A 22,008-nucleotide genomic window follows, 5' to 3' on the forward strand; every position below is an offset into this window, starting at 1 on the left:
ACATAGTTACCCATCATTCAACAATTCATTAAAAACAAATTCATTTTAGCAAATACGTTGCCAAAGCACAACTTATTTTATGCATTTAAAAACCGGTATCAATATTCATTTTTTGGGCAATATTTCTTAAATCATTTACAACCGGCTCCAGTAAAGGAATCCCTGATTTCATACGGATAGATTCTAACTCACGTTCCGGATCGCCGGGTATTAGTACTTTTTGCGCTTCATTAACAGGTTTAGCATTTCTGAAACGCTCAATCCAGTTATCCATATGATGTTTGAAATCTTCTGCCGGCCTAAAAGCATCAACCCGCATTGCACCAAAAAAATGACCAAGTCCCTTACCGGGCATATTTTCCGGCATAGGCACATAAGCCGGGAATGGTGGAACCCATGGGCCATAAGATGCACCACTTAAAACAGCCGAAAAAATATCAACAATACTACCTAATGCATAACCTTTATGACTACCATGTTCTCTATCACTTCCTAGGGGCAACATAGCACCTCCCGATTTCAAAATTGCTGCATCGGTTGTAGGCTCACCATTAACGGTTTGTACCCAGCCCAATGGCGCTGCTTGATTTTTGCGTTGCAAAATTTCTAGTTTTCCATTAGAAGCAGTGGTGGTGGCAAAATCAGCCACAAACGGAGGCTGCTTTCCGGCAGGTATAGCTACTGCTATAGGGTTAGTTCCCAACATTTTCTCAATTGAAAATGTGGGTGCAACAAGTGCACTGGCATTTGTCATGGCAATACCAATCATATCATATTCTAAAGCCATCATGGCATGATAGCCTGCAATTCCAAAATGATTGCTATTTTGAACACTTACCCAGCCGGTTCCACATTGTTGTGCTTTTTGAATGGCCACATTCATGGCATAAGGGGCAACCACTAAACCTAATCCGGCATCTCCATCAACCACAGCGGTAGAAGGTGTTTCGTGTACAACTCGAATATTCGGTGTGGCATTAATTCGCCCTGCTTCCCACAATCTTACATAACCACTTAATCTGGCAACACCATGGCTGTCAATGCCTCTAACATCAGCTGATAATAAAACGGTTGTAGCCATTTGTGCATGTTGTTCACTACAACCCATTTGTAAAAAAGTATTTTTCGTAAACTGAAATAAAGTAGAATAGGATACCAACATGAATTCAATGATATTTTTACTAGAAAAAAAGGCAATTTATACAATGCTTGCTGCAAATAAATGTTTTAGCCGTTAATATGTTGGAAAAATTTAAAAAACACCCATCCATAAAACAAATAAAAAAGCCGGATTTTATCAATCCGGCCTATAAGCAGTTATTTCATGGCATTAAAACGGTAAATCATCGGTAGGCTGCTCAGCACCTGCATCCGTCATCGAATCCATTGTAGCAGCATTAGAAGCATAAGCTGTTCCACCAGCATTGTTACCCCCACTTGCTCCTCCTTCGGATTTTGAACCTAATAACTGAATATTAGCAATACGCAATGATAGAGAGGCCCCTTGTCGCCCGTCTTGAGTAGTGTAAGTGCGCACATCAGGCTGCCCTTCAGCATACACCTGTGTACCTTTTTTTAAATAAGGGGCAATAGCCGTTCTATCAGTCCAATAAGCACATTCCACCCAAACCGTACGTTCTTTTTGTGCACCCTGCGCATCTTTATATCGTTCGGTATGTGCTACTGAAAAATTAATGACTTTCCTACCATTCACATCATTCACCACAGCATCTTTACCAAGGTTGCCAATTACCTGAAGTTTAATCATAACCCAAAATTTTGTCGTTATATAATGTAAAAAACATAAAATGGGAAATTAATGAAAAAAAATTAAGTCTGAAAAAAGTAATTGCAGGAAAATTTGTTCAACATATTTAGTCTTATACATAAACATAAAAAAAATGATATGTTTATTGAAAAAAGTTGTAGCTTTTAATCATGAAGAAAAACATTCAGCAACAACAATACATAGTTAGCCATTTAAACGAATATGGACCGATAATTGAAGCCGAAATATACACAAATGAACAAATATTTTTATATAAAAAGAATCATAATAAACCCGTACATTTTAAAACAGTTCAACTGTTAATTGATACGGGGGCTAGCATTTCCGGTTTAGATAATTCCATTATAAAATCGCTACAACTGCCCGAATACAGTGAATTAGCACAAGTTGAAGGTGCAGGCGGAAGAGTTCAACTTAAAAAATATCGGTGCCTGTTATATTTACCTGTTTTTTTACAAAAAGGTTTACCGTTAGATGTTTTGGAAGGAAATTTTAGTCGAGAACCCTATCAGGGAATTTTAGGAAGAGATGTATTGCAATATTGCCATTTTGAGTACCATGGTTATTCAGGAAAATTTGTTCTACGTACCGTAAACTTCTAAATGGTGTGTTTCAAAAATTCACAAATAATAAAAAACAATTAATTGTCTGTTAAATTATGCAGTGCATTTTATTCAACAAATTTTACAATTAAACATTTAAGCCCGGCATAGCAACTAAAATACATATATACCACCAAAATTACAGGCAGCATCTAATCGAGTAACAATTTGTATCTTTGCACGCTTAATGCATTGAATATTTTATGAGCAGACACGGAAAAGTATTGGTGGCCATGAGCGGAGGAGTAGATAGTACTGTTACCGCTTTAATGCTGCATGAACAAGGATATGAAGTGGTAGGCATTACCATGAAAACATGGGACTATGCCAGCAGCGGCAGTAGCAGTAAAGAAACCGGCTGCTGTAATTTAGATTCTTTTAATGATGCCAGGCAAGCAGCAGTGCATCATGGATTCCCTCACTTCATTTTAGACATAAGAGAAGAATTTGGCAGTTTTGTAGTTGAAAATTTTGTTGAAGAATACATTGCAGGACGTACGCCTAATCCATGTGTAATGTGTAATACACATATTAAATGGCGCGCTTTATTAAAAAGAGCCAATGCTCTTAACTGCGACTTTATAGCTACCGGTCATTATGCTTCTATCTACCGACATAATAATCAACGGTATGTTATTTCAAAAGGTAAAGATGAAACCAAAGACCAGAGTTATGTATTATGGGGCTTGCAACAAGATTTATTAAGCAGAACCATTTTACCCTTAGGCAATTATCATAAAACAGAAATCAGGCAAATGGCCCACGATTTTGGCTACCCCGAATTGGCCAAAAAAAGCGAAAGCTATGAAATATGCTTTGTACCTGATAATGATTATCGAGGATTTTTAAAAAACAAAGTAGCAGGATTAGAAGAAAGAGTAAGCGGCGGCTGGTTTGTTGATAAACATGGTAAAAAATTGGGGCAACATAAAGGTTATCCTTTTTACACTATTGGCCAACGGAAAGGCCTTGACATTGCTTTAGGTAAACCGGCTTTTGTTACTGCCATTCACCCTGAAACCAATACGGTTGTTTTGGGTGATGAAAAAGACCTGGAACAAAACAAAATGCTGGTTACCCGCCTTAATTTTATAAAATACGATGGCATTGAAGATGGAATGGAAGCAGTGACTAAAATTCGTTATAAAGATAAAGGCACCTTTAGCCATTTATTCAATCATGACCAAGGCATTGAAGTGCAATTTTTTGAACATGTTAAAGGCATTGCACCCGGGCAAAGTGCGGTGTTTTATGAAGGCAATGATGTAATTGGGGGCGGCACCATAATGCGCAGCCAATTGGATTAAAAGTATAATTGAAAAAGGAATCAGTTTCGTTGCAATAAAGCGGCATACATGGTATCTGCCTGCATCTGATAACCTTCCATTAATTGTTGCTTCATCAATGACAATGGGAAATTTTTCAATATATACTGTACCATTTCTTCATTTTCCTTTTTAAATACCGAACAGGTTATGTAAAGTAGAAAGCCTCCCGGTTTTAATTGTGGTATTACTTGTTGTACAATTTTTTGTTGCAACCGGGCATATTCCTCTATTTGTTGTTCAGAAAAAAAATACAATTGCTCAGGTGTTCGGCTCCAGGTTCCACTTCCACTGCAGGGTACATCGGCTATAATTAAATCATAATACCGATTTTTTAATGCTGGTGTTAATGGTTTTGAAACATCTGCTAAAAATAAATCATAGTCTTTAATACCGGCAACGGCAAATCTTTGCTGCAAATTGTGCAAAATGCTTTGCCTTATATCGCTTACTGTTAATTGAATTGCATTCAACGTATCTTTTACTAAAATTGATTTTCCACCACTGGCTGCACAGCAATCCCAAACTGCCAATGATTTTGAATCATGGGGAATGCATTGTAATAACTCCCCTACTCTTTGTGAGCTGTAATCTTGAATGACACAATTTTTATTAAGGGGCAATATATTTTCAATTTTCATGCCTTGTTCTAATGCAATACAAGTTTTATTTAACTGGGTGTAAGTTACTTTTTGTTGTTGCAGTATGGCTATAATTTCATTTTCTTTTCCGGGCCTTATGCGAAGAAAAACTTTCGGTTGAAGTAGAAAAGCAGCGGAAAAATCAGTTGAATGAATATTCTCAGACAATGCACTTTGAAGAGGAAAAATTGCAGTGTATTGTAGGTTTGGAAAAGCTGTTTGCAAAATTTTCCAACGTTTTGCAAGCGTATCATATTCTTGCTGCAGCCAGTTTTCGGGAAAAACAATTTGCCATTCCTGTTCGTGCCCCCACAACAAAAACAAAGCAACTTTTAATCGCATTGCGTTATTCAATTCCTGCAAAGCCTTACCCAACCGATAATAAGCATAACAAGCTTTTGTAATCATTTTTCTATCGCTGCTGCCATGCTTTTTATGCAGTGCAAAGTATTGTTTTAAAAAATGCGCTAAAGGCATCTCACCATGATAAGCATTAATGATATTGAGTGCGGTATTAAAATATGATTGATAGCGCATGAATGAAAAAAAGAATGATTATTGAACATAAAAATAGCCGATTGAATGTAATCAATCGGCCAAAAAAAGTTTTGTACTTTAATTTTATAATTCCAACAAAGTCTTAACCGGATCTTTTCCAAATAGCAGTAATTCCGGATTTTCTAATAACTCTTTTATACGCACTAAAAAGCTCACGCTTTCTCTTCCATCAATAACACGGTGGTCGTAACTCAGCGCTAAGTACATCATAGGGCGAATTTCCACTTTGCCATTAATAGCCATTGGCCGCTCTTGTATTTTGTGCATACCCAAAATAGCACTCTGTGGAATATTAATAATAGGTGTGCTCATTAAGCTGCCAAATACACCACCGTTAGTAATGGTAAAGGTACCACCCTGCAATTCTTCAGCAGTTAATTTGCTATCGCGGGCTTTTGCAGCAAGCTCAACCACCTTCTTTTCAATATCCGCCATACTTAGGCTTTCCACATTTCTAATAACAGGAACAGTAAGGCCACGAGGTGTACTAACAGCTATGCTAATATCAGCATAATCATGATAAACTAATTCATCACCATCAATAAAAGCATTTACTGCCGGCCATTCACTCAATGCAATGGCAGAAGCTTTAGCAAAGAAACTCATAAAGCCCAGGTTCACACCATGCGCTTCTTTGAATTTATCTTTATGTATTTTTCTAATATCTAAGATGCGAGTCATATCCACCTCATTAAAGGTGGTAAGCATGGCAGTTGTGTTTTTGGCTTCAACCAAGCGTTTACTAATGGTTTTGCGCAGGTTGCTCATTTTTTCTTTGCGCACATTACGCGAAAACAATTCAGCACCTGAAAAAGCTTTTTTACCGGGATTAGCCAATGCATCCAACACATCGTGTTTAACTATTTTACCACCAAAACCGGAAGGGGTAATTTGAGCGGGATTAATATTTTTATCGGCAATAATTGCGCTGGCAACGGGGGTGGCCTTTATGTTGTTAGGCACTGCAGTTACCGGCGATTGTGCAGGTGCAGCGGCAGTATCAGCAGATTTTTTTTCTGCCACCGGTGTTTCTTTTACTGAAGGCGCAGGTGTACCGGCAGGCTTTTCGGCAGTATCATCAATTTGTGCTAAAACTGCACCAATTAAAATTGTATCACCTTCATTCGCCATGGTTTTTAAAATGCCGGCTTTTTCTGCATTCACCTCAAATGTTGCTTTTTCACTTTCTAATTCAGCAATTACTTCATCTCGTTCAACATAGGTGCCATCTTTTTTAACCCATTTCAGTAAAGTAACTTCACTGATTGACTCTCCTACGGTTGGTACTTTAATATCTATCATAAAATAAACTTAATGTGTTTTGTTATCGGCTTTATTACTTGTTGCAGCATTTGTTGCGTCGCACACTTGTACGTTTTGTTCTATGTGCATCAGCTTAAATACTAAAAGCGGTATTAATAATTTCAGCTTGTTCCTGTGCATGAATTTTAGAATAGCCCGTAGCTGTGGCTGCGCTGGCATTTCTACTAATAATACCAAAATTAAGTTGTGTTAAATTCATTTTCAGGAATGTGGCGGCGCCCATATTTAAAGGTTCCTCCTGCACCCAAAACCAAGTAGCTTTATTGTATTTTTTCTGCAATGCTTCAATTTGACGATAAGGTATCGGATAAATTTGTTCTAACCTTACAATTGCTACATTGTTAACATTTTCTTTCTTTTGCCTTTCCGCCAACTCGTAATAAATTTTACCGGAACAGAAAAGCACTTTTTTAACGTTTTCAGGCTCAGTAATTGATGGGTCATCGATTACTTCTTTAAACCCACCAACAGTAAATTCTGAAACATGTGAGTAGGTTCCGGGATACCGCAAATAAGCTTTGGGTGAGAAATTAATTAATGGTTTTCTGAAAGGAAATGCCAATTGCCTGCGCAATACGTGGAAGAAGTTAGCAGCAGTAGTAATGTTGGTAACAATCATATTCAATTCTGCACACATTTGCAAATAGCGTTCCATGCGAGCACTACTGTGTTCCGGCCCCTGCCCTTCATAACCGTGTGGCAGTAACATTACTAAGCCGTTCATTCTATTCCATTTTTGTTCACCACCCGCAATAAACTGGTCAATCATGGTTTGTGCACCATTGCTAAAGTCGCCAAACTGTGCTTCCCAAATTACCAGAGCATCCGGATTGGCTAAAGCATAACCGTATTCAAAGCCTAAAACGCCATATTCGCTAAGCAATGAATTATAGATGCGGAATTTTTCTTGATGTTCTTGTAAGTGCTTTAAACGATTGTAACCTTTATTGGTTTCTTCATCGCGTAAAACTGCATGACGGTGTGAGAAAGTACCCCTTTTCACATCCTGGCCACTCATGCGCACTATTTTGTTTTCAACTATTATACTGGCATAAGCCAATAATTCGGCTGTTGCCCAATCAATTTTATCTTCTGTTTCCAGTAATTTAATTTTTTCCTGCAACAGTTTTTCAACCTTTTTCAAAGGTTTAAAATCGTCGGGCCAGCTCATAATGCCCTTGAACAGCCTACGTACTTCTTCTTCAGCAATACCGGTTTCAGGTGATTGAATAAAATCATCGGGCGTTGCTTTACGCAAACTTTTCCAAGCTAGTTCCGGAGGTTGATAGGTATAAGGAAGCGGCTTTTGCTTTACTTCATCTAAACGTTCTTGCAAATCGTTCCAGAACTTTTTCTCCATTTCTTTAGCCAATTCCTGAGCTTCAGTATCGCCGTGTTCCATTAAATATTTCACGTAAACTTCACGTGGATTGGGATGCTGATCAATTAACTTGTACAGTTGCGGTTGGGTATATTTAGGATCATCGCCTTCATTATGACCATGGCGACGATAGCAAACCATATCAATAAAAATGTCAGAATTAAATTCCTGACGGTAACGAGTTGCAATTTCTACACATTTTACTACTGCTTCTGCATCGTCACCATTTACATGTAATACCGGTGCTTGTACCATGGCAGCTACTGAGGTAGAATAGTCAGCACTTCTTGCATCATCAAAATCAGTTGTAAATCCAATTTGATTATTGATAACAAAATGTAAAGTACCGCCAGTGTAATAGCCCTTCAAATTGCTCATTTGCAATACTTCGTAAATAATTCCTTGTCCGGCTACAGAAGCATCCCCATGAATTAAGATAGGCAAAATTTTATCGTAATCACTTTTATATAATACATCTGCTTTCGCTCTTGAAAATCCTACTACAACGGGATCAACGGCTTCCAGGTGCGAGGGGTTAGGCATTAATTTCAGGTGAATGGTTTTATTATCAAAGGTTGTTACTTCACTACCAAAACCCAAATGGTATTTAACATCACCACTACCCATGGTTTGATCCACTTTTGCTGTGCCTTCAAACTCGCTAAAAATTTGCTCATAAGTTTTACCCATAATATTGGCTAACACATTTAGCCTGCCTCTGTGGGCCATTCCTATTACAACTTCCTGCACATCATTATTGGCAGCAGTATTTATAATAGCATCAAGTGCAGCAATAGTAGTTTCACCGCCTTCCAATGAAAAGCGCTTCTGACCAACGTATTTAGTGTGTAAAAACTTCTCGAAAATAACTCCCTGATTCAGTTTTTCTAAAATTCGCCTTTTTTGGTTAAGCGGAATGGGTTCAAAAAACTGTTTTTCAATGGCATTATATAACCAATTCACTTTATTTTGATCGCTAATGTATTTGAATTCAATGCCTACATGTCCTGCATAACATTTTTGCAAATGCTGTAAAATGTTACGAAGCGTAGTGGCACCTAATCCAATTAAATTACCAACCTGAAAGGTTTGGTCTAAATCAGCTTCCGTTAAATGATAAAATTCAAGGTTTAAATTAGCCCCACGATCCTTACGTGGCCTAATTGGATTGGTATTAGCTATTAAATGACCCTTATTTCGGTATCCTAAAATTAGCCGATATACGTTTACTTCTTTTAACCAATCAATATTACCGGGCACAGTGGCAGCTGAAGCAGAAGTGCTAATACTACCATTTGAGTTAGCTACGGCAAAATCAAAACCTTCAAAAAACTTTCTTAAATCCGGATCAATATTTTCAGGGTTTTTAACAAATTCCTGATATAAACTTTCAATGTATGCCGGATGCGAATTGGTGATGTATGAAAAATCCTTCATTTTGTGCGAGATTGAGCTTGCAATTTAATGGTGTGCAAATATCGTACATTGCAATAAGAAAACGACCGAATTATTGAATAGTTTTATAGATAATTTAAGTACAGGACCAAAGAATTAATGTGAAAAAAATAATTTTTGAATTTTAATTTTTAATTTTCCCTGAATGCCCTTACCTTTGCCGTCCTTAAAAAAAGGTCACAATGGCAAATCATAAAGCTACTAAAAAAGATACCAGGCAAGCAGCCAAACGCAGAGAAAGAAACAAGTATTACGGTAAAACTACTCGTAATGCTATTCGTGGTTTAAAAGCTACAACTACTGAAAGTGAGTATAAAGATAAATTACCTGAGGTAATTTCTATGATTGATAAATTAGCTAAGCGTGGTGTTATACACAAAAACAAAGCTGCCAATTTAAAAAGTAAATTAGCTAAGAAAAAAGCAGCAGCCACTGCTTAATTCCATTTTGCCTTGTTTGTAAAATGATATAATTTTTTGAATAACAAAATATAGCCTCCTTTTTGGGGGCTTTATTTTTTTGGGTAACTCATTCAATTTTTGGGTAAAACAATCGTAAAACAATTCAAGTTGTTGTTAATTGCTTCGTATGTTAATTGGCCTTTATGCAGTTGCAATATTCTATGTACGATTGATAAGCCTAATCCGTAGCCTTTTACTTTTTGAACATTTGCTCCCCTAAAAAAGGGTACTATCAATTTATTTGCCTCTTCACTACTTAATACTGTACCCGTATTTTCAAACTTAATTTTCATATTTTGTTTTTCGGGTACCAAGGTAATTTGCACCTTTTTATCGGTTGAATAATTAATGGCATTTTTAATAAGGTTAATAATGGCCACTTTTAGCAAGCCTTCATTTCCTTTAATTAAAATTTCTTTTTCATCATCAGGCAAAGAAGAAAATTGAAACATAATGGATGCTTCCGGAATCATTTTTTGAACAGTGGCCATGCTCTCATAAATAACTTCATCTGCTCTAATGGCCGGCCATTCTTTTTGCTCAGCCATTTTTTCATATTGAGCTAACAACAGCAAAGAATTGGTTAGTTCAATAATATTCAGTTCATCTTCTTTTAACGATTGCAGAACCTGTTTATATTCTTGCTCAGTAAGTTTTTTATTCAGGGCTGACTCAGTTTGCGATAACATACTGGCTAAAGGTGTTCTTAGTTCATGTGAGGCATGGTGTACAAAGCTTTTTTGATTTTCAAAAGCAGTATTCAATCGGCTTAGCATTTCGTTGAAGTTCTGCGATATTTGCCATAACTCATCATGTGTTTTCCTTTCGGGTAAACGTTTATTTAAGTTTTGCTCAGTTGTATATTTCATTTGTACACTTAACAACCGTAGTGGCTTCAGTGCACCATTTACAAATAAAAATGAAAAGAAGGCGGTTAATAATAAACCCCCAAGAAATACAATGGTAAGTATTATTCGTAAGTCCGTTAATTTGTTCATGCCTACCAAATCAACACCCGATGCAATAATATAGTGTTTTGTTTGGGGCATATACATAGCAACAAACTGACGTTGATTTTCCTGATAATGATGTTCCCCCACTTTTTTAATATGGGCAAGAAATGAAGTGGTAAAATGATAATTAACTGTGTCCGGTATTTTATCGATGATTTTACCGGAAGAATCCAATAAAAACAAAGCTTCATCCCACAAAATGGTTTCGTGCAGCATTTGCAATTTTTGGGTGGGAATACGATTCTTTACAGTAGAAATTTGGGTTTCGTAGTCATAAAACTCCAACCCTTCACTTTTCACTAAATCGTAAAAGTCGGCCTGCCTATAGCTATAGTACAAAAAATAAATGGTTAATGAAGAAATGAGTAATACGATTGCCACAAAAATGGTAAAAAGCAGGGCAAAGCGCAATCGTAAACTCATAAATGCTTGGGCATTATTTTATATAATAACCAAATCCGGGTTTGGTATGTATTAGTTTATCGTTAAAAGGTTTATCAATTTTGTTACGTAAAAAGCTAATATACACTTCAATGGTGTTAGTGCCGGTATCGAAGCTTAAATCCCATACCTTTTCTAAAATTTGCTGCTTGGAAATAACTTTTCCTCTATTTCTAGCCAATAAAGCCAATAAAGAAAATTCTTTTGCAGTTAAAGGTATTTCAACCCCTGCCCTAGTAACCATTTTGGTAGAAAAATCAATGGTTAAATCACCAATTTCTATATTTTCAAAAACCTCTTCAGTGGTTTCAGCATGTTTTAGAGCCACCTTAATGCGTGCATTTAGTTCATCGAAATGAAATGGCTTTACAATATAATCATCTGCCCCTAAATTAAAAGCATCCATTTTATCTTGAATTTCACCCAAAGCAGTTAGCATAATAATGGGAACTTTCTTATTGGTTTCTCTAAATTGCTTGCACAACGCAAAACCATTTTTATAAGGCAGGTTAATATCTAACAATATTAACGCATAATTATGCTCTGCAAAAAGCTTTTCGGCAACTAAACCATCGTAGGCTAAATCTACCCTATAATCAAGCCTTGTTAATTCTTCCTGTATTACCTGCCCTAATTTGGGTTCATCTTCGGCTAATAATATTCTGTAGTTTTTTTCCATTATGTTTCAAGTATTAACACAGCAAAGTAATGAAAAAACTTTTCCACAACATCATATTTCCTATTTAAGCTACATTTTTTCTTCAAAAAAAGTAAAATTTTAGGGCTTCAATTCAAATAATTTGGTTCTACATTTATCCAAAATGGGCAAAAGAGGTTGCTATTACCAATAATAATATCAATCTATTTTTCTTATGTTTCCAGAGCCGGCAATATGTTGGGTAACAGTGGCATTGCCTGAGTAATTAACAGAACCACTTCCGGCAATATGAATATCTAACTTATTCTCTGCAAAAACATTAACAGAGCCACTTCCGGCTATTTTAACGTTTACATTTTCTGCTTTCAAATCGCCGCACTTTATGGTTCCACTACCGGCAATGGAAATAGTTTCATCTTTTGTTTCACCATCCAAGCTAATGGTGCCCATTCCTGCAATTTTTGAAGTAACGGAAGGGGTATTTACTGTCAATTTAATTTTACCACTACCGGCAATTTCTGTATGTAACTCTTTGGCACCCGAAAATTTCCCGTTTCCGGTTATACTTCCCGAACCCACTATATAAGCTCCTTCTAAACTTTCTAGTTTTACTTTTATTTGAATGGGTTGAGTAGCATTTAAACGATAATGTTCTCTCGCTTTTATTTCTAAAGTACCATTACCGGTAACATTGGTTAAAATGTAGGGTATAACATTTTCATCGGCTACTATGCTTATATTTTCCGGTAAATCCTGTTCAACCAAAACATCAAAATTGCCAATGGCTTTTATAGTGTTTATGCCATTTATGGAACGTTGCTGGGTAATAATGTGCCCATTTCCATTTACTCTTTCGTCAAACAAATAGTTACAGGCGCTGGACAAAAAAATGAGCGAAGCTAAAATAGTGTATAGTTGAATTTTAGGTATCATGCAGTAGTTTTTAGGTTTGTGAATATAAGTAAATCAATGTAAGAAAATAATACCGGCTTTTGGTATTCAAAATAAGCGTAAATACTTCGTTTAAGGCTTACAAATAATAACAATGGTTTTTACGCCTGAAGACCGGACAAATAATTACATAAACATAACAGTTTTGCTGGAATTTCCTATTGATGAAGCACTGTAGAAAGCCCATTTTGGGTTACCTTCGCCGCATGACAGAAAAAATCATTATTCTAGATTTTGGTAGCCAATATACTCAATTAATTGCCCGTGCCGTTAGAGAGGCCAACGTGTATTGTGAAATCATTCCCTACTATCAACAGTTCGATATAAATGAAACTTTAAAGGGTGTTATTTTAAGCGGTTCGCCCTTTAGTGTAAATGAAGAAAAAGCGCCGGTAGTTGCCATAAGCGATTTTAATAAAGCATTGCCCATTTTGGGCATTTGCTACGGGGCACAACTAACCGCAAAAACCTATGGCGGTGTTGTAAACAAAAGCAACAAACGCGAATACGGAAGAGCTACACTAATATTAAAAAATGAACAAGATGCTTTGTTTGATGGTGTACCCCAACAATCGCAGGTTTGGATGAGTCATAGTGACTCAATTCAACAATTACCGCCTCATTTTGAAGTATTGGCTACTACGGAAAGTATTCCGGTGGCTGCGTTTAAACAAAGTAATCATAGCCCCAATCCTCTTTACGGATTACAATTCCACCCTGAAGTATTTCATTCAACTGAAGGTAAAAAAATTATACGCAACTTTTTAGTAAACATTTGTGGCTGCAGCCAAAACTGGACTCCCGCCAATTTTGTGCAGGAAAGTATTGCACAATTAAAAAAACAAATTGGTGACCGCAAAGTTATTATGGCTTTGAGTGGTGGTGTGGATAGCACTGTTGCTGCAACCTTAATCAGCAAAGCCATTGGCGACCATTTATACTGTTTATTTGTTGACAATGGCGTGTTACGCAAAAACGAATATGAACAAGTATTGCATACATACCAACAACTACATTTAAATGTTGTGGGAATTGATGCCAAAGAACATTTTTATACCAAACTGGCCGGCAAAACCGACCCGGAAGAAAAAAGAAAAATTATTGGCAATACCTTTATTGAAATTTTTGACAGAGAGGCCAAACGAATGAATGACATTGGTATGTTAGGCCAAGGAACTATTTATCCCGATGTAATTGAAAGCGTTAGCGTGCATGGCCCATCACAAACCATAAAATCGCACCATAACGTGGGGGGATTGCCGGATTATATGCAATTAGAATTGGTTGAGCCTTTACGATTTTTGTTTAAAGACGAAGTTAGAAAAGTGGGTATTGAATTGGGCATTCCTGCAGAACTGATCAATAGACATCCATTTCCCGGACCGGGATTGGCCATTCGTATTTTGGGTGAAGTAACCGAAGAAAAAGTGCATTTATTACAACAAGCCGATGCTATTTTTATTGATGCATTACGCAATGCCAACTTATATTCTAAGGTTTGGCAGGCCGGTGCCATTTTATTGCCTGTTAAAAGTGTAGGTGTAATGGGCGATGAACGTACATATGAATATACTTTAGCGCTACGTGCAGTAACAAGTGTTGATGGCATGACAGCCGATTGGGCTCATTTGCCTTATGATTTTTTGGCCAGTGTTTCCAACGCCATCATTAATCAGGTAAAAGGAATAAACCGTGTGGTTTACGATATTAGCAGCAAACCGCCTGCTACCATTGAATGGGAATAATTTTTGATAAAGAATAAGCCACCAATTCAGTTTAAAAAATTTTAGAATGAAATTTATTTTTCGCGCTGTTTTCTTGGTTATGGTGCTTTTGTTGAGCAATATTTTGCCTGCACAGAATAATCCAATAAGGGTAGCAATATTCTCACCCATATATATGGACTCTGCATTTATTGGCGATACTTATAAATTGGGCGATGCGAATTTGCCTAAACAAATGTTGCCGGGTTTAGAATTTTATAATGGTGCTATGGCGGCTATTGATTCTTTAGAAAAACAGGGCATGAATGCTGAAGTAATGGTATATGACACTAAGAGCAGTAATCATTCACTGCATAACATTCTTCAGCAATTGGAAGAAAATCCGGTTGATTTAATGATTACTTCCTGTAACGACAGGAATGAATTAATGCAAATGGCACAATTTGCTTTACAAAAGCACATTCCGTTAATTTCTGCAACTTATCCCAACAATGCCGGTATTTACAACAACCCCTACTTCATTATTTTAAATTCAACGCTGCAAACTCATTGCAGCAGTATTTACAAATATTTACAACGCAATAATGCATTTGATAAAATTGTGTTGTTTACACGAAAAGGTAAGCCTGCTGAAATTATACAAGGCATATTCTCGCAAATGTTACATAACACGTATAGTATTCCATTAAAATATTTAACGGTTCAACTACCCGATACATTTACGGTTAATCAGGTAAAGCCTTATTTAGACAGTACGAAAAAAAATATTATTATTTGTGGTTCGTTGAATGATATGTTTGCATTGCAGTTAATTAAGGCTGCAGGTGATGCAAAAAATTATGACATAGAAGTTATGGGGATGCCCACCTGGGATGCCATGCAAGGGTTAGATCAACCCGCCTATGCATCTACCACCATTGTTTATACCACACCATTTTATTATAACAGAACATCACAACTGTACAATAATATTGCCCAACAATATAGAACACAATTAAATGCCAACCCAACTGATATGATGTTGAAGGGATATGAAACCACTTTTCATTTTCTACAACTTTGGCAACAATTTGGCCCTGAAGCCATACATCACTTATCTGAAAACAAATTTGTTCTATTCAACAAATACAACATCCAACCAGTAAGAGATAATAAAGATTTATCAGCCATTCATTACTTAGAAAATCAACAACTCTATTTTGTGAAAAAACAAGGTGGGGCAATAAAAAGTGTTAATTAACAACTAAAATAAATTTAATATTTTTTTCAATTGAATTTAACTGATTCATTTAGCTACTGCTAATTTGCAAACTGCTTTAATTTTTAATGAATGATGCATTAACTGATGTATTTATTGCATTTATGCAAGCACACCTTCCATTTATAAAAAAATGAATAACTTTAAATAAAAAAATGGATAACAGTAACACCACCATTTTCGAATTTTTAGAAGAAGCGAAGGAAAGTTTAACGGCTTATGTTAACGTGCAAATAAAACTATTTAAACTGCAGTTGGTTAAAAAAAATGCAACCATTGGTGGACTATTAATATGGTTACTTATATTGTTTTTCTTTCTGTTTGGTTTAATGCTATTTGCCGGCTTTGCTTTTAGTTTTTGGATAGGCGCCTTATTGCAAAATATACCCATTGGCTTTGCCATTACAGCATTAATTTTTGCAATACTTATTTTATTAATTACCCTGTTCCGAAAGCAATTGTTTATTAATCCCATCATTAAAATCATCATTCAGCAACAAATGAGTGATATAGATGAATAAAAAAACAGTTATGAAAGCTGCCAAAAATATATCGAATCTTACCGAGTTAAACGAAGCTATTCATGAATTAAAATTGCAGAAGCAAGAGTTGGAATTTACTATTGCCAATCAATGGAATGATTTGCAGGACAATTATCCGGTACTTTTAAAAAATGCGCTATTTCAAAAATTTCCGCTGTTAAAAAAAGGAAACATTTTAATTACTTTACTCGGAATTCCGGCCATTCAACAAAACGCACAAAAAATAGTTAACAAATTGGCTGAAAAAGCAGAAAACGCATTGGATAATTGGATTGATAGATTGTTAACTAAAAAAGAAAAAGATACACCCCAAAATTGAACTTAACAAAATACTAATAAGCTTGTTAAATAAGTTTGTTAAGTAAATTTAGTGGGTATGCATAGGAAACAATTGTTGGGCATATTGTGCATTATTGCGTTCATAACCTTATCGGCAACCGTAACCAATAAAATGAATAATGGTGAAAAGCCTGAACCAATTCCTGCCTATCAACAACAAGTTGGTGATGCACAAAAAGGCTATGAGTACCTGGTTACAGGCAACTATGTGAGTAGCGGATTCCCTTATAAATTTTATAAATTAATTGCAGGAAAAGACAATACCAATCTTTTAAACAGAACCGGTAAAAACGCTACTGTTCCATTTGGTTTTAATGTAATTAAAAACGAACAAGGCATTGATATGGTTGTACCAAATTGTTTGCAATGCCATGCACAAGTTTTTAATAATCAATTGTATGTTGGTCTTGGTAATAGTTTTATTGATTTCAGCAACACAAAAAAACAAAGTAACATTTTTACGAATGCCACCTTTCAATTACTAAAAACAATAGCGCCCAAACAATTTGAAGGAACCCAAACAATAGTTCAATCATTTAAAACTGTTTATCCTGATTTACAAACTGAAGTTAGAGGCGTAAACGCAGCAGACAGGTTAGCAATTTTACTTGTGGCACACCGTAACCCGGTAACGCTTCAATGGAGTGATTCCGCTTTATTAAAAATTCCGAATGAAGTAATACCCACCGATGCGCCTGCATGGTGGTTACTAAAAAAGAAAAATGCAATGTTCTATACGGGTTTTGGCCGAGGCGATTTTGGAAAATTTTTAATGCTTAGTAATTTACTTACTGTAAAAGATACTACTGAAGCAGCAACAGTATATCAACATTTTGCTGATGTACTGGCTTATATCAAAACTATAGAGCCGCCAAAATATCCAAAGCCAATCAATCAATCATTAGCAATGGAAGGACAATTATTATTCACCACCAAATGCAGTAAATGTCATGGCTCATATGGTGCTGATGCATATTATCCAAACTTACTTATTCCCGAAAAAATTATTGGTACAGATTCTTTGTTATACAAAAGCAATCAACAAAATCCTCAATTCATACAATGGTTTAATACAAGCTGGTTTGCCGGTGGTGCGCACCCGGCTAAATTAGTACCTTATAACGGATATATAGCCCCACCCTTAGATGGTGTATGGGTAACGGCACCCTATTTTCATAATGGCTCTGTTCCAACCTTAGAAGGCGTTTTAAATAGTAAAAAGCGTCCCAAATATTGGAGCCGAAATTTTATAAAACCTAGTTATAATTATGAATCAGTAGGTTGGAATTATACAGAACATCAAGAAGCTAATAACAAAAAAATTTACAACACTACCTTACCGGGCTATGGAAATTACGGCCACAATTTTGGGGACGAACTATCTGAAGCAGACAGAAAAGCTATTATTGAATACTTAAAAACATTGTAATCAATAATTTTTTAATACAATCCCTTGATAAATTGATAGTGTTCCTCTTCCGGCACATGTTGCTTCAACAAAGCCTCATCTTTTTTTAAGGCAATTACATATGCATATAAGCGAAAAATTTGAATCACTATAAAAAGAATTAATAATAAAGCTACTAAAGTAAAGATTACAGTATTCATAACATTTTTTTTATTGAACAGATAGAATATATTTTGCCAAGTTTTCTCTATCAGCATCTGATAATTGACTTAATGTAGGCATTTGCGGATAATCGGGCCTTTTTTTACCCGGTGCTTTTATCCATTGTTCTAATCCTGAAATATTATTTTTATAAATACTTACCATTTCGGTTATTGGGGGACCCACCAATTTGGTATCTTTTTGATGACAAATACTACAATTGGTTTTAAACAATGCAGCCCCTTTTTCTACCGGACTTAATGCATTATCTGACAATTGTGATGCTTCATCCTTGTTAACATTTAGACGAGCATTGGCTGATAATTTTTCAAATTCAGCAGTTTTAATAGCCATTAATTCCCTATGTGGATTTAAAGCATTAGCTCTGTACACATGTCTGCCACTTCCCATAAATAAAACGGTAATAGTCATTAATACAACAATACCGCCGAAGCGTTTATTAATGGCTTCTTTAGGACCGCTCAAGGCTTTCCATATCCACCACATAGCTATTAATGCCAATGAAGCACCTAATAAAATAATACTTAACAATCCCCATCCAAAACCCTTCGAAGGCAAAGAAATAAGTACAATCGGACCAATTAAAAACTGCGCAACACTTGCACCCAATGTTAATGAATAAGCAATTTTTTTAACATCATATCTTGTATAGTTATTCGGAAAAATGGTTTCAAACGGATAATTTTTTCTACCAACGTACCAAAATAAAAACAAACCTGTAACGGCTAACGATGCAAATAAAAAATGAAAATAACGCGGAAAAACATTTGGCAAAAACAAAGCACTGATAAAGCCATGAATGCTTGACCATTTTTCAGGAAATAACATTAAGTTAATGTTCACTAAAAAAATGAGTGGGATAAACAAAAACAACAACACCGATAATGCAATAATTCCAATATGTAAAATTTTAAATCGCTCCATACTGTGCCAAGTGTACTTATGTAAATAAGTAAGCAAAAATGCAATGGCTACTAATGGAATAATTAAAATCCACATGATGCCGGTAAGTGCATTAGCTGAATAAAAATATATAGTGTACAATGCATTAATACTTAACAAAGGCGCAACACCTAATACTACTGCCAAACTTTTATTTACCGTAATTGTTCGGGCTACTTCGTATGCTAATGTATCGTAAAATTTATTTTTTAACCCTTTTATTTCAGCCCATAGTGTTACAATAGATCCACCTAACATTAGGTTTACAAAAACAATGTGTAACAAAAAAGAAAAAACCAATAAAACTACCAATAGCCATTCCGGCAAAGGCAAAGGAATAGGAATATCGCGAGGTACAGGAGTATTTACCTGTAAAAAGTGTACGAATAAAATATTCATATAAAACTATTTATTACTGAAAATTATTTTTGCGCTGTTTTAATGGTATCGTTTGTATGTGCCGCTAATTTTTGTTGAATAGCAGCATCCATATTATTCAAAGGATTAATGACAACACCGGATGTTTGAGCTCCGTCTAATGTTTCATGACTTTGCTGTAAAAACTTTATATATGCAGCCAAGGCTTCTGCCTCTTTTTGATTACCCGGAAATGGTGGCATAAATGTTCTTCCGTTATGCATATTAGGTATGTATGCGGCCATAGCACTCTCATCTAAAGGTTTATTAAAACTGCCATACATTCTTTCAAACACATAGGTAATTGAGTTAATGCCTTGTGTGGTATGACATCGACTGCAAGAGAGCATAAATACATTTTTACCTGCCTCAATTTTATTGCTTTCCGTAACTTCAGGAGTAGAAGTATAAGTGGCATACTTCAATATTCCGTCTCTTTGGTATAAAGGATAATCTTCTTTTCTTAATAAGTTCGAGTACATATATCCTCCAATAACATAAGGCTTTCTGATAAATTCACGTACACGCTCAAAAATGCCTAAAAAGCCGAATGCCATTACGGTAGGAAATACAACCATGTACCACCTAATTTTAGAAGGCTTAATAACACCAAGCAAAGCAATTAAGAGAACAGATGCTGTAGCACCTAAAATAATATATTTTAAAAGATTATAATACTGCTGAAACTCTATGGTTCCAACTGCAGTGCTCATATTATCTCGCATGGCAGCGGGCATGGCTTTGTAATAATATATGGCACCCAGAATTGACAATGGTGTCCAAAACAAAACCCATTTAGCGGTTGTTGATATTGTTTTTGTACGTAAATCGCTTCCTCTTTTTGTAAAAATAAAAACCAAAAAATAGCCGAATGTCCCGGCCACAATCATGGCAGTTGGTGTTCGGAATAATAATTGCGGCAAATAAATTGGATTGGTAAATCCGTTAATAAAACTGTGATGCGTATTCCAGTTGCCCGGATCCATCATAAAACCTAAAATAGCAACAATAATAGCCATTGTAAACCACGAAAAAACAGATAAATACCAACCAAACCGAATATGCTTCAATTTAGCCTGCAACGAGCGATTGGCATTTTTCCAAGTTAAATAGTAAACCATTATTAAAACTACTTCAGTAACAAAAATGGTCCACTCAGTAAACCATGCCCAATAAAAAACTCTTATTAAACTTCCAATAGAAGCAGGACTAACCAATGCTGCAGAAAACCAAATACCCACACCTGTCATAGCCCCCACAGTAGTTGTAATAATAAAAGCAACTTTCATCATTTTTTCTGCAACAGCATCCCATTGCAAATTGGTAATTTCATCAGGCTTACTATTCTTCACCCCTTTCTGCTCAAGCCAAGTAATATATGGCACAAAACCAACTGCAATACCATGATTAATGAGTACATGTATAATAGCAATCATTGCTATTAAAAATCTATCATTCAACCAATCTAAATGAAACATAGGGAAATCCATAAAACAATATTTGTAACTGCAAAGCTACTTTAGCCTAATGGGCCACCTATTTACCCTTTTACGGAAACTATGTACTTATTTATGGAAACTATTAGTATGGAAATTTTATAGACAAAAAATTAATATATACAACTTTTTGTATTTGAAATTTGCTTTCTAAATAATTCGGGGGTTATAGAGGTATATTTTTTAAAGAATCGGGAAAAATAAGAATGATTCTCAAAGTTTAATGCCCATGCAATTTCATTGATGGTTAATGAAGAATTAACCAAAAGTCGTTTAGCTTCAAGAATAATTCGATTGCGAATATGTGTACCTGCAGAGTGGCCAAAATGACTAATACACAGCTCATTTAAATAATTCGGGGTTATATATAGCATTGCTGCATAATCCTTGGGCAATCGTAATGTTGTATAATGTTCTTCAATTAATCTATCAAACTTTTGTAAAATATTGGCTCCTTGTCTTAATTCATAAGGCTTACTAACGTTGTTTAAAGGTCGGCTCATCCACTCTAATAGCTGCAATAAATATAAGCGAAGCATATATCGCGCACTTTCATCATTACGGGCATATTCATGCTTAATTTGTTGAAATAAAATCTGAACATTGCTTGATATACTTTCAACATTAACAACAGAGCCATTTCCATTCGCAATAAAAAACGGATAATTTTTTAAATGATTCAAATTGGCCAGAAATAATGAAATATAAGATTCAGTAAAATTAATTAATATGCCCTTGGGCTTGTAATCAAATTGCCACTCATGAACTTGTCCCGGATTGAGAAAATAGATTGTATTTTCTTTTATTTCAAATTTCGTAAAATCAATAATATGATATCCGGAACCCGATTCAATAAACATTAACTGATAAAAATTGTGTCGATGTGGAAACTGCATGTTATTGTGATACGCCAAAAAATCAGCTAACTCAAACACCAAAATTTCGTGTTCAGTTTCACTTGCATCTACCATATTACAAATATCCAATACCGGAATTTTTTCTTTGCTAAAAACCATACAGCCAAAATTAATTTTTATAAAAAAAATGTATGGTGACTTTTAA

Annotated in this window: 20 protein-coding genes; 8 read left to right on the forward strand and 12 right to left on the reverse strand. The window is 35.5% G+C overall.

Annotated elements, in window-relative coordinates:
* Window positions 1-85: 85 nt before the first annotated feature.
* Together LX80_RS05625 and LX80_RS05630 are read right to left on the reverse strand one after the other, a co-directional pair.
* On the reverse strand, window positions 86-1,162 hold the full coding sequence (locus LX80_RS05625) for an Ldh family oxidoreductase (RefSeq protein ID WP_111294137.1): 1,077 nt from the start codon (window positions 1,160-1,162) through the stop codon (window positions 86-88).
* A gap of 168 nt (window positions 1,163-1,330) precedes the next feature.
* Window positions 1,331-1,768: a single-stranded DNA-binding protein gene (locus LX80_RS05630; RefSeq protein ID WP_111294139.1), complete on the reverse strand. Its 438-nt coding sequence runs from the start codon at window positions 1,766-1,768 to the stop codon at window positions 1,331-1,333.
* Between the two features lie 170 nt (window positions 1,769-1,938).
* Between LX80_RS05630 and LX80_RS05635 the strand changes: the two genes are divergently transcribed.
* Window positions 1,939-2,391, forward strand: a complete 453-nt coding sequence (locus LX80_RS05635; protein WP_111294141.1) for a retropepsin-like aspartic protease — start codon at window positions 1,939-1,941, stop codon at window positions 2,389-2,391.
* Between the two features lie 203 nt (window positions 2,392-2,594).
* On the forward strand, window positions 2,595-3,698 hold the full coding sequence (gene mnmA / locus LX80_RS05640) for a tRNA 2-thiouridine(34) synthase MnmA (protein WP_111294143.1): 1,104 nt from the start codon (window positions 2,595-2,597) through the stop codon (window positions 3,696-3,698).
* A 20-nt stretch (window positions 3,699-3,718) separates the two neighbouring features.
* On the opposite strand, the gene LX80_RS05645 is transcribed toward mnmA, so the two are convergent.
* From LX80_RS05645 to LX80_RS05655, 3 genes are all read right to left on the reverse strand, one after another.
* Window positions 3,719-4,894: an RsmB/NOP family class I SAM-dependent RNA methyltransferase gene (locus LX80_RS05645; protein ID WP_111294145.1), complete on the reverse strand. Its 1,176-nt coding sequence runs from the start codon at window positions 4,892-4,894 to the stop codon at window positions 3,719-3,721.
* 84 nt (window positions 4,895-4,978) lie between these two features.
* Complete coding sequence (gene odhB, locus LX80_RS05650) at window positions 4,979-6,217, reverse strand: 2-oxoglutarate dehydrogenase complex dihydrolipoyllysine-residue succinyltransferase (RefSeq protein WP_111294147.1); 1,239 nt, start codon at window positions 6,215-6,217, stop codon at window positions 4,979-4,981.
* A 94-nt stretch (window positions 6,218-6,311) separates the two neighbouring features.
* Window positions 6,312-9,056, reverse strand: coding sequence for a 2-oxoglutarate dehydrogenase E1 component (locus LX80_RS05655; RefSeq protein ID WP_111294149.1), 2,745 nt, complete (start codon window positions 9,054-9,056; stop codon window positions 6,312-6,314).
* A gap of 200 nt (window positions 9,057-9,256) precedes the next feature.
* Between LX80_RS05655 and rpsT the strand changes: the two genes are divergently transcribed.
* On the forward strand, window positions 9,257-9,514 hold the full coding sequence (rpsT, locus tag LX80_RS05660) for a 30S ribosomal protein S20 (protein ID WP_111294151.1): 258 nt from the start codon (window positions 9,257-9,259) through the stop codon (window positions 9,512-9,514).
* Window positions 9,515-9,606: 92 nt separating this feature from the next.
* On the opposite strand, the gene LX80_RS05665 is transcribed toward rpsT, so the two are convergent.
* From LX80_RS05665 to LX80_RS05675, 3 genes are all read right to left on the reverse strand, one after another.
* Window positions 9,607-10,971: a HAMP domain-containing sensor histidine kinase gene (locus LX80_RS05665; RefSeq protein WP_111294153.1), complete on the reverse strand. Its 1,365-nt coding sequence runs from the start codon at window positions 10,969-10,971 to the stop codon at window positions 9,607-9,609.
* A gap of 13 nt (window positions 10,972-10,984) precedes the next feature.
* A complete protein-coding gene (locus tag LX80_RS05670) occupies window positions 10,985-11,668 on the reverse strand; it encodes a response regulator transcription factor (RefSeq protein WP_111294155.1) in 684 nt (227 codons plus the stop codon).
* Between the two features lie 177 nt (window positions 11,669-11,845).
* Complete coding sequence (locus LX80_RS05675; protein WP_111294157.1) at window positions 11,846-12,580, reverse strand: head GIN domain-containing protein; 735 nt, start codon at window positions 12,578-12,580, stop codon at window positions 11,846-11,848.
* A 224-nt stretch (window positions 12,581-12,804) separates the two neighbouring features.
* Here LX80_RS05675 and guaA point away from each other — a divergent pair, with 224 nt between their 5' ends.
* The 5 genes from guaA to LX80_RS05700 all read left to right on the forward strand — a co-directional run bounded on the left by guaA (window position 12,805) and on the right by LX80_RS05700 (window position 17,890).
* The gene (gene guaA / locus LX80_RS05680; RefSeq protein ID WP_111294660.1) at window positions 12,805-14,343 is read left to right on the forward strand and encodes a glutamine-hydrolyzing GMP synthase; all 1,539 of its coding nucleotides are present in this window, start codon (window positions 12,805-12,807) and stop codon (window positions 14,341-14,343) included.
* Between the two features lie 46 nt (window positions 14,344-14,389).
* Window positions 14,390-15,562 (forward strand): ABC transporter substrate-binding protein, encoded by a 1,173-nt coding sequence (locus LX80_RS05685; protein ID WP_111294159.1) that lies wholly within the window; start codon window positions 14,390-14,392, stop codon window positions 15,560-15,562.
* 173 nt (window positions 15,563-15,735) lie between these two features.
* Window positions 15,736-16,101, forward strand: a complete 366-nt coding sequence (locus LX80_RS05690) for a hypothetical protein (protein ID WP_111294161.1) — start codon at window positions 15,736-15,738, stop codon at window positions 16,099-16,101.
* 10 nt (window positions 16,102-16,111) lie between these two features.
* Complete coding sequence (locus LX80_RS05695; RefSeq protein WP_146250397.1) at window positions 16,112-16,441, forward strand: hypothetical protein; 330 nt, start codon at window positions 16,112-16,114, stop codon at window positions 16,439-16,441.
* A 57-nt stretch (window positions 16,442-16,498) separates the two neighbouring features.
* Window positions 16,499-17,890, forward strand: coding sequence for a c-type cytochrome (locus tag LX80_RS05700; RefSeq protein WP_111294165.1), 1,392 nt, complete (start codon window positions 16,499-16,501; stop codon window positions 17,888-17,890).
* 11 nt (window positions 17,891-17,901) lie between these two features.
* Here LX80_RS05700 and LX80_RS14445 read toward each other — a convergent pair whose 3' ends face one another.
* The 4 genes from LX80_RS14445 to LX80_RS05715 form a co-directional block, all read right to left on the reverse strand.
* Window positions 17,902-18,069 carry a hypothetical protein gene (locus LX80_RS14445; RefSeq protein ID WP_170120388.1) on the reverse strand — a complete coding sequence of 56 codons (168 nt, stop codon included), beginning with the start codon at window positions 18,067-18,069 and terminating at the stop codon, window positions 17,902-17,904.
* Window positions 18,070-18,079: 10 nt separating this feature from the next.
* A complete protein-coding gene (locus LX80_RS05705; protein ID WP_111294167.1) occupies window positions 18,080-19,432 on the reverse strand; it encodes a c-type cytochrome in 1,353 nt (450 codons plus the stop codon).
* Window positions 19,433-19,455: 23 nt separating this feature from the next.
* On the reverse strand, window positions 19,456-20,940 hold the full coding sequence (locus tag LX80_RS05710; protein WP_111294169.1) for a c-type cytochrome: 1,485 nt from the start codon (window positions 20,938-20,940) through the stop codon (window positions 19,456-19,458).
* A gap of 119 nt (window positions 20,941-21,059) precedes the next feature.
* A complete protein-coding gene (locus LX80_RS05715; RefSeq protein WP_111294171.1) occupies window positions 21,060-21,962 on the reverse strand; it encodes a helix-turn-helix domain-containing protein in 903 nt (300 codons plus the stop codon).
* Window positions 21,963-22,008 lie beyond the last annotated feature (46 nt).

It is taken from the genome of Hydrotalea sandarakina (genome assembly GCF_003254115.1).
GTDB lineage: Bacteria > Bacteroidota > Bacteroidia > Chitinophagales > Chitinophagaceae > Hydrotalea > Hydrotalea sandarakina.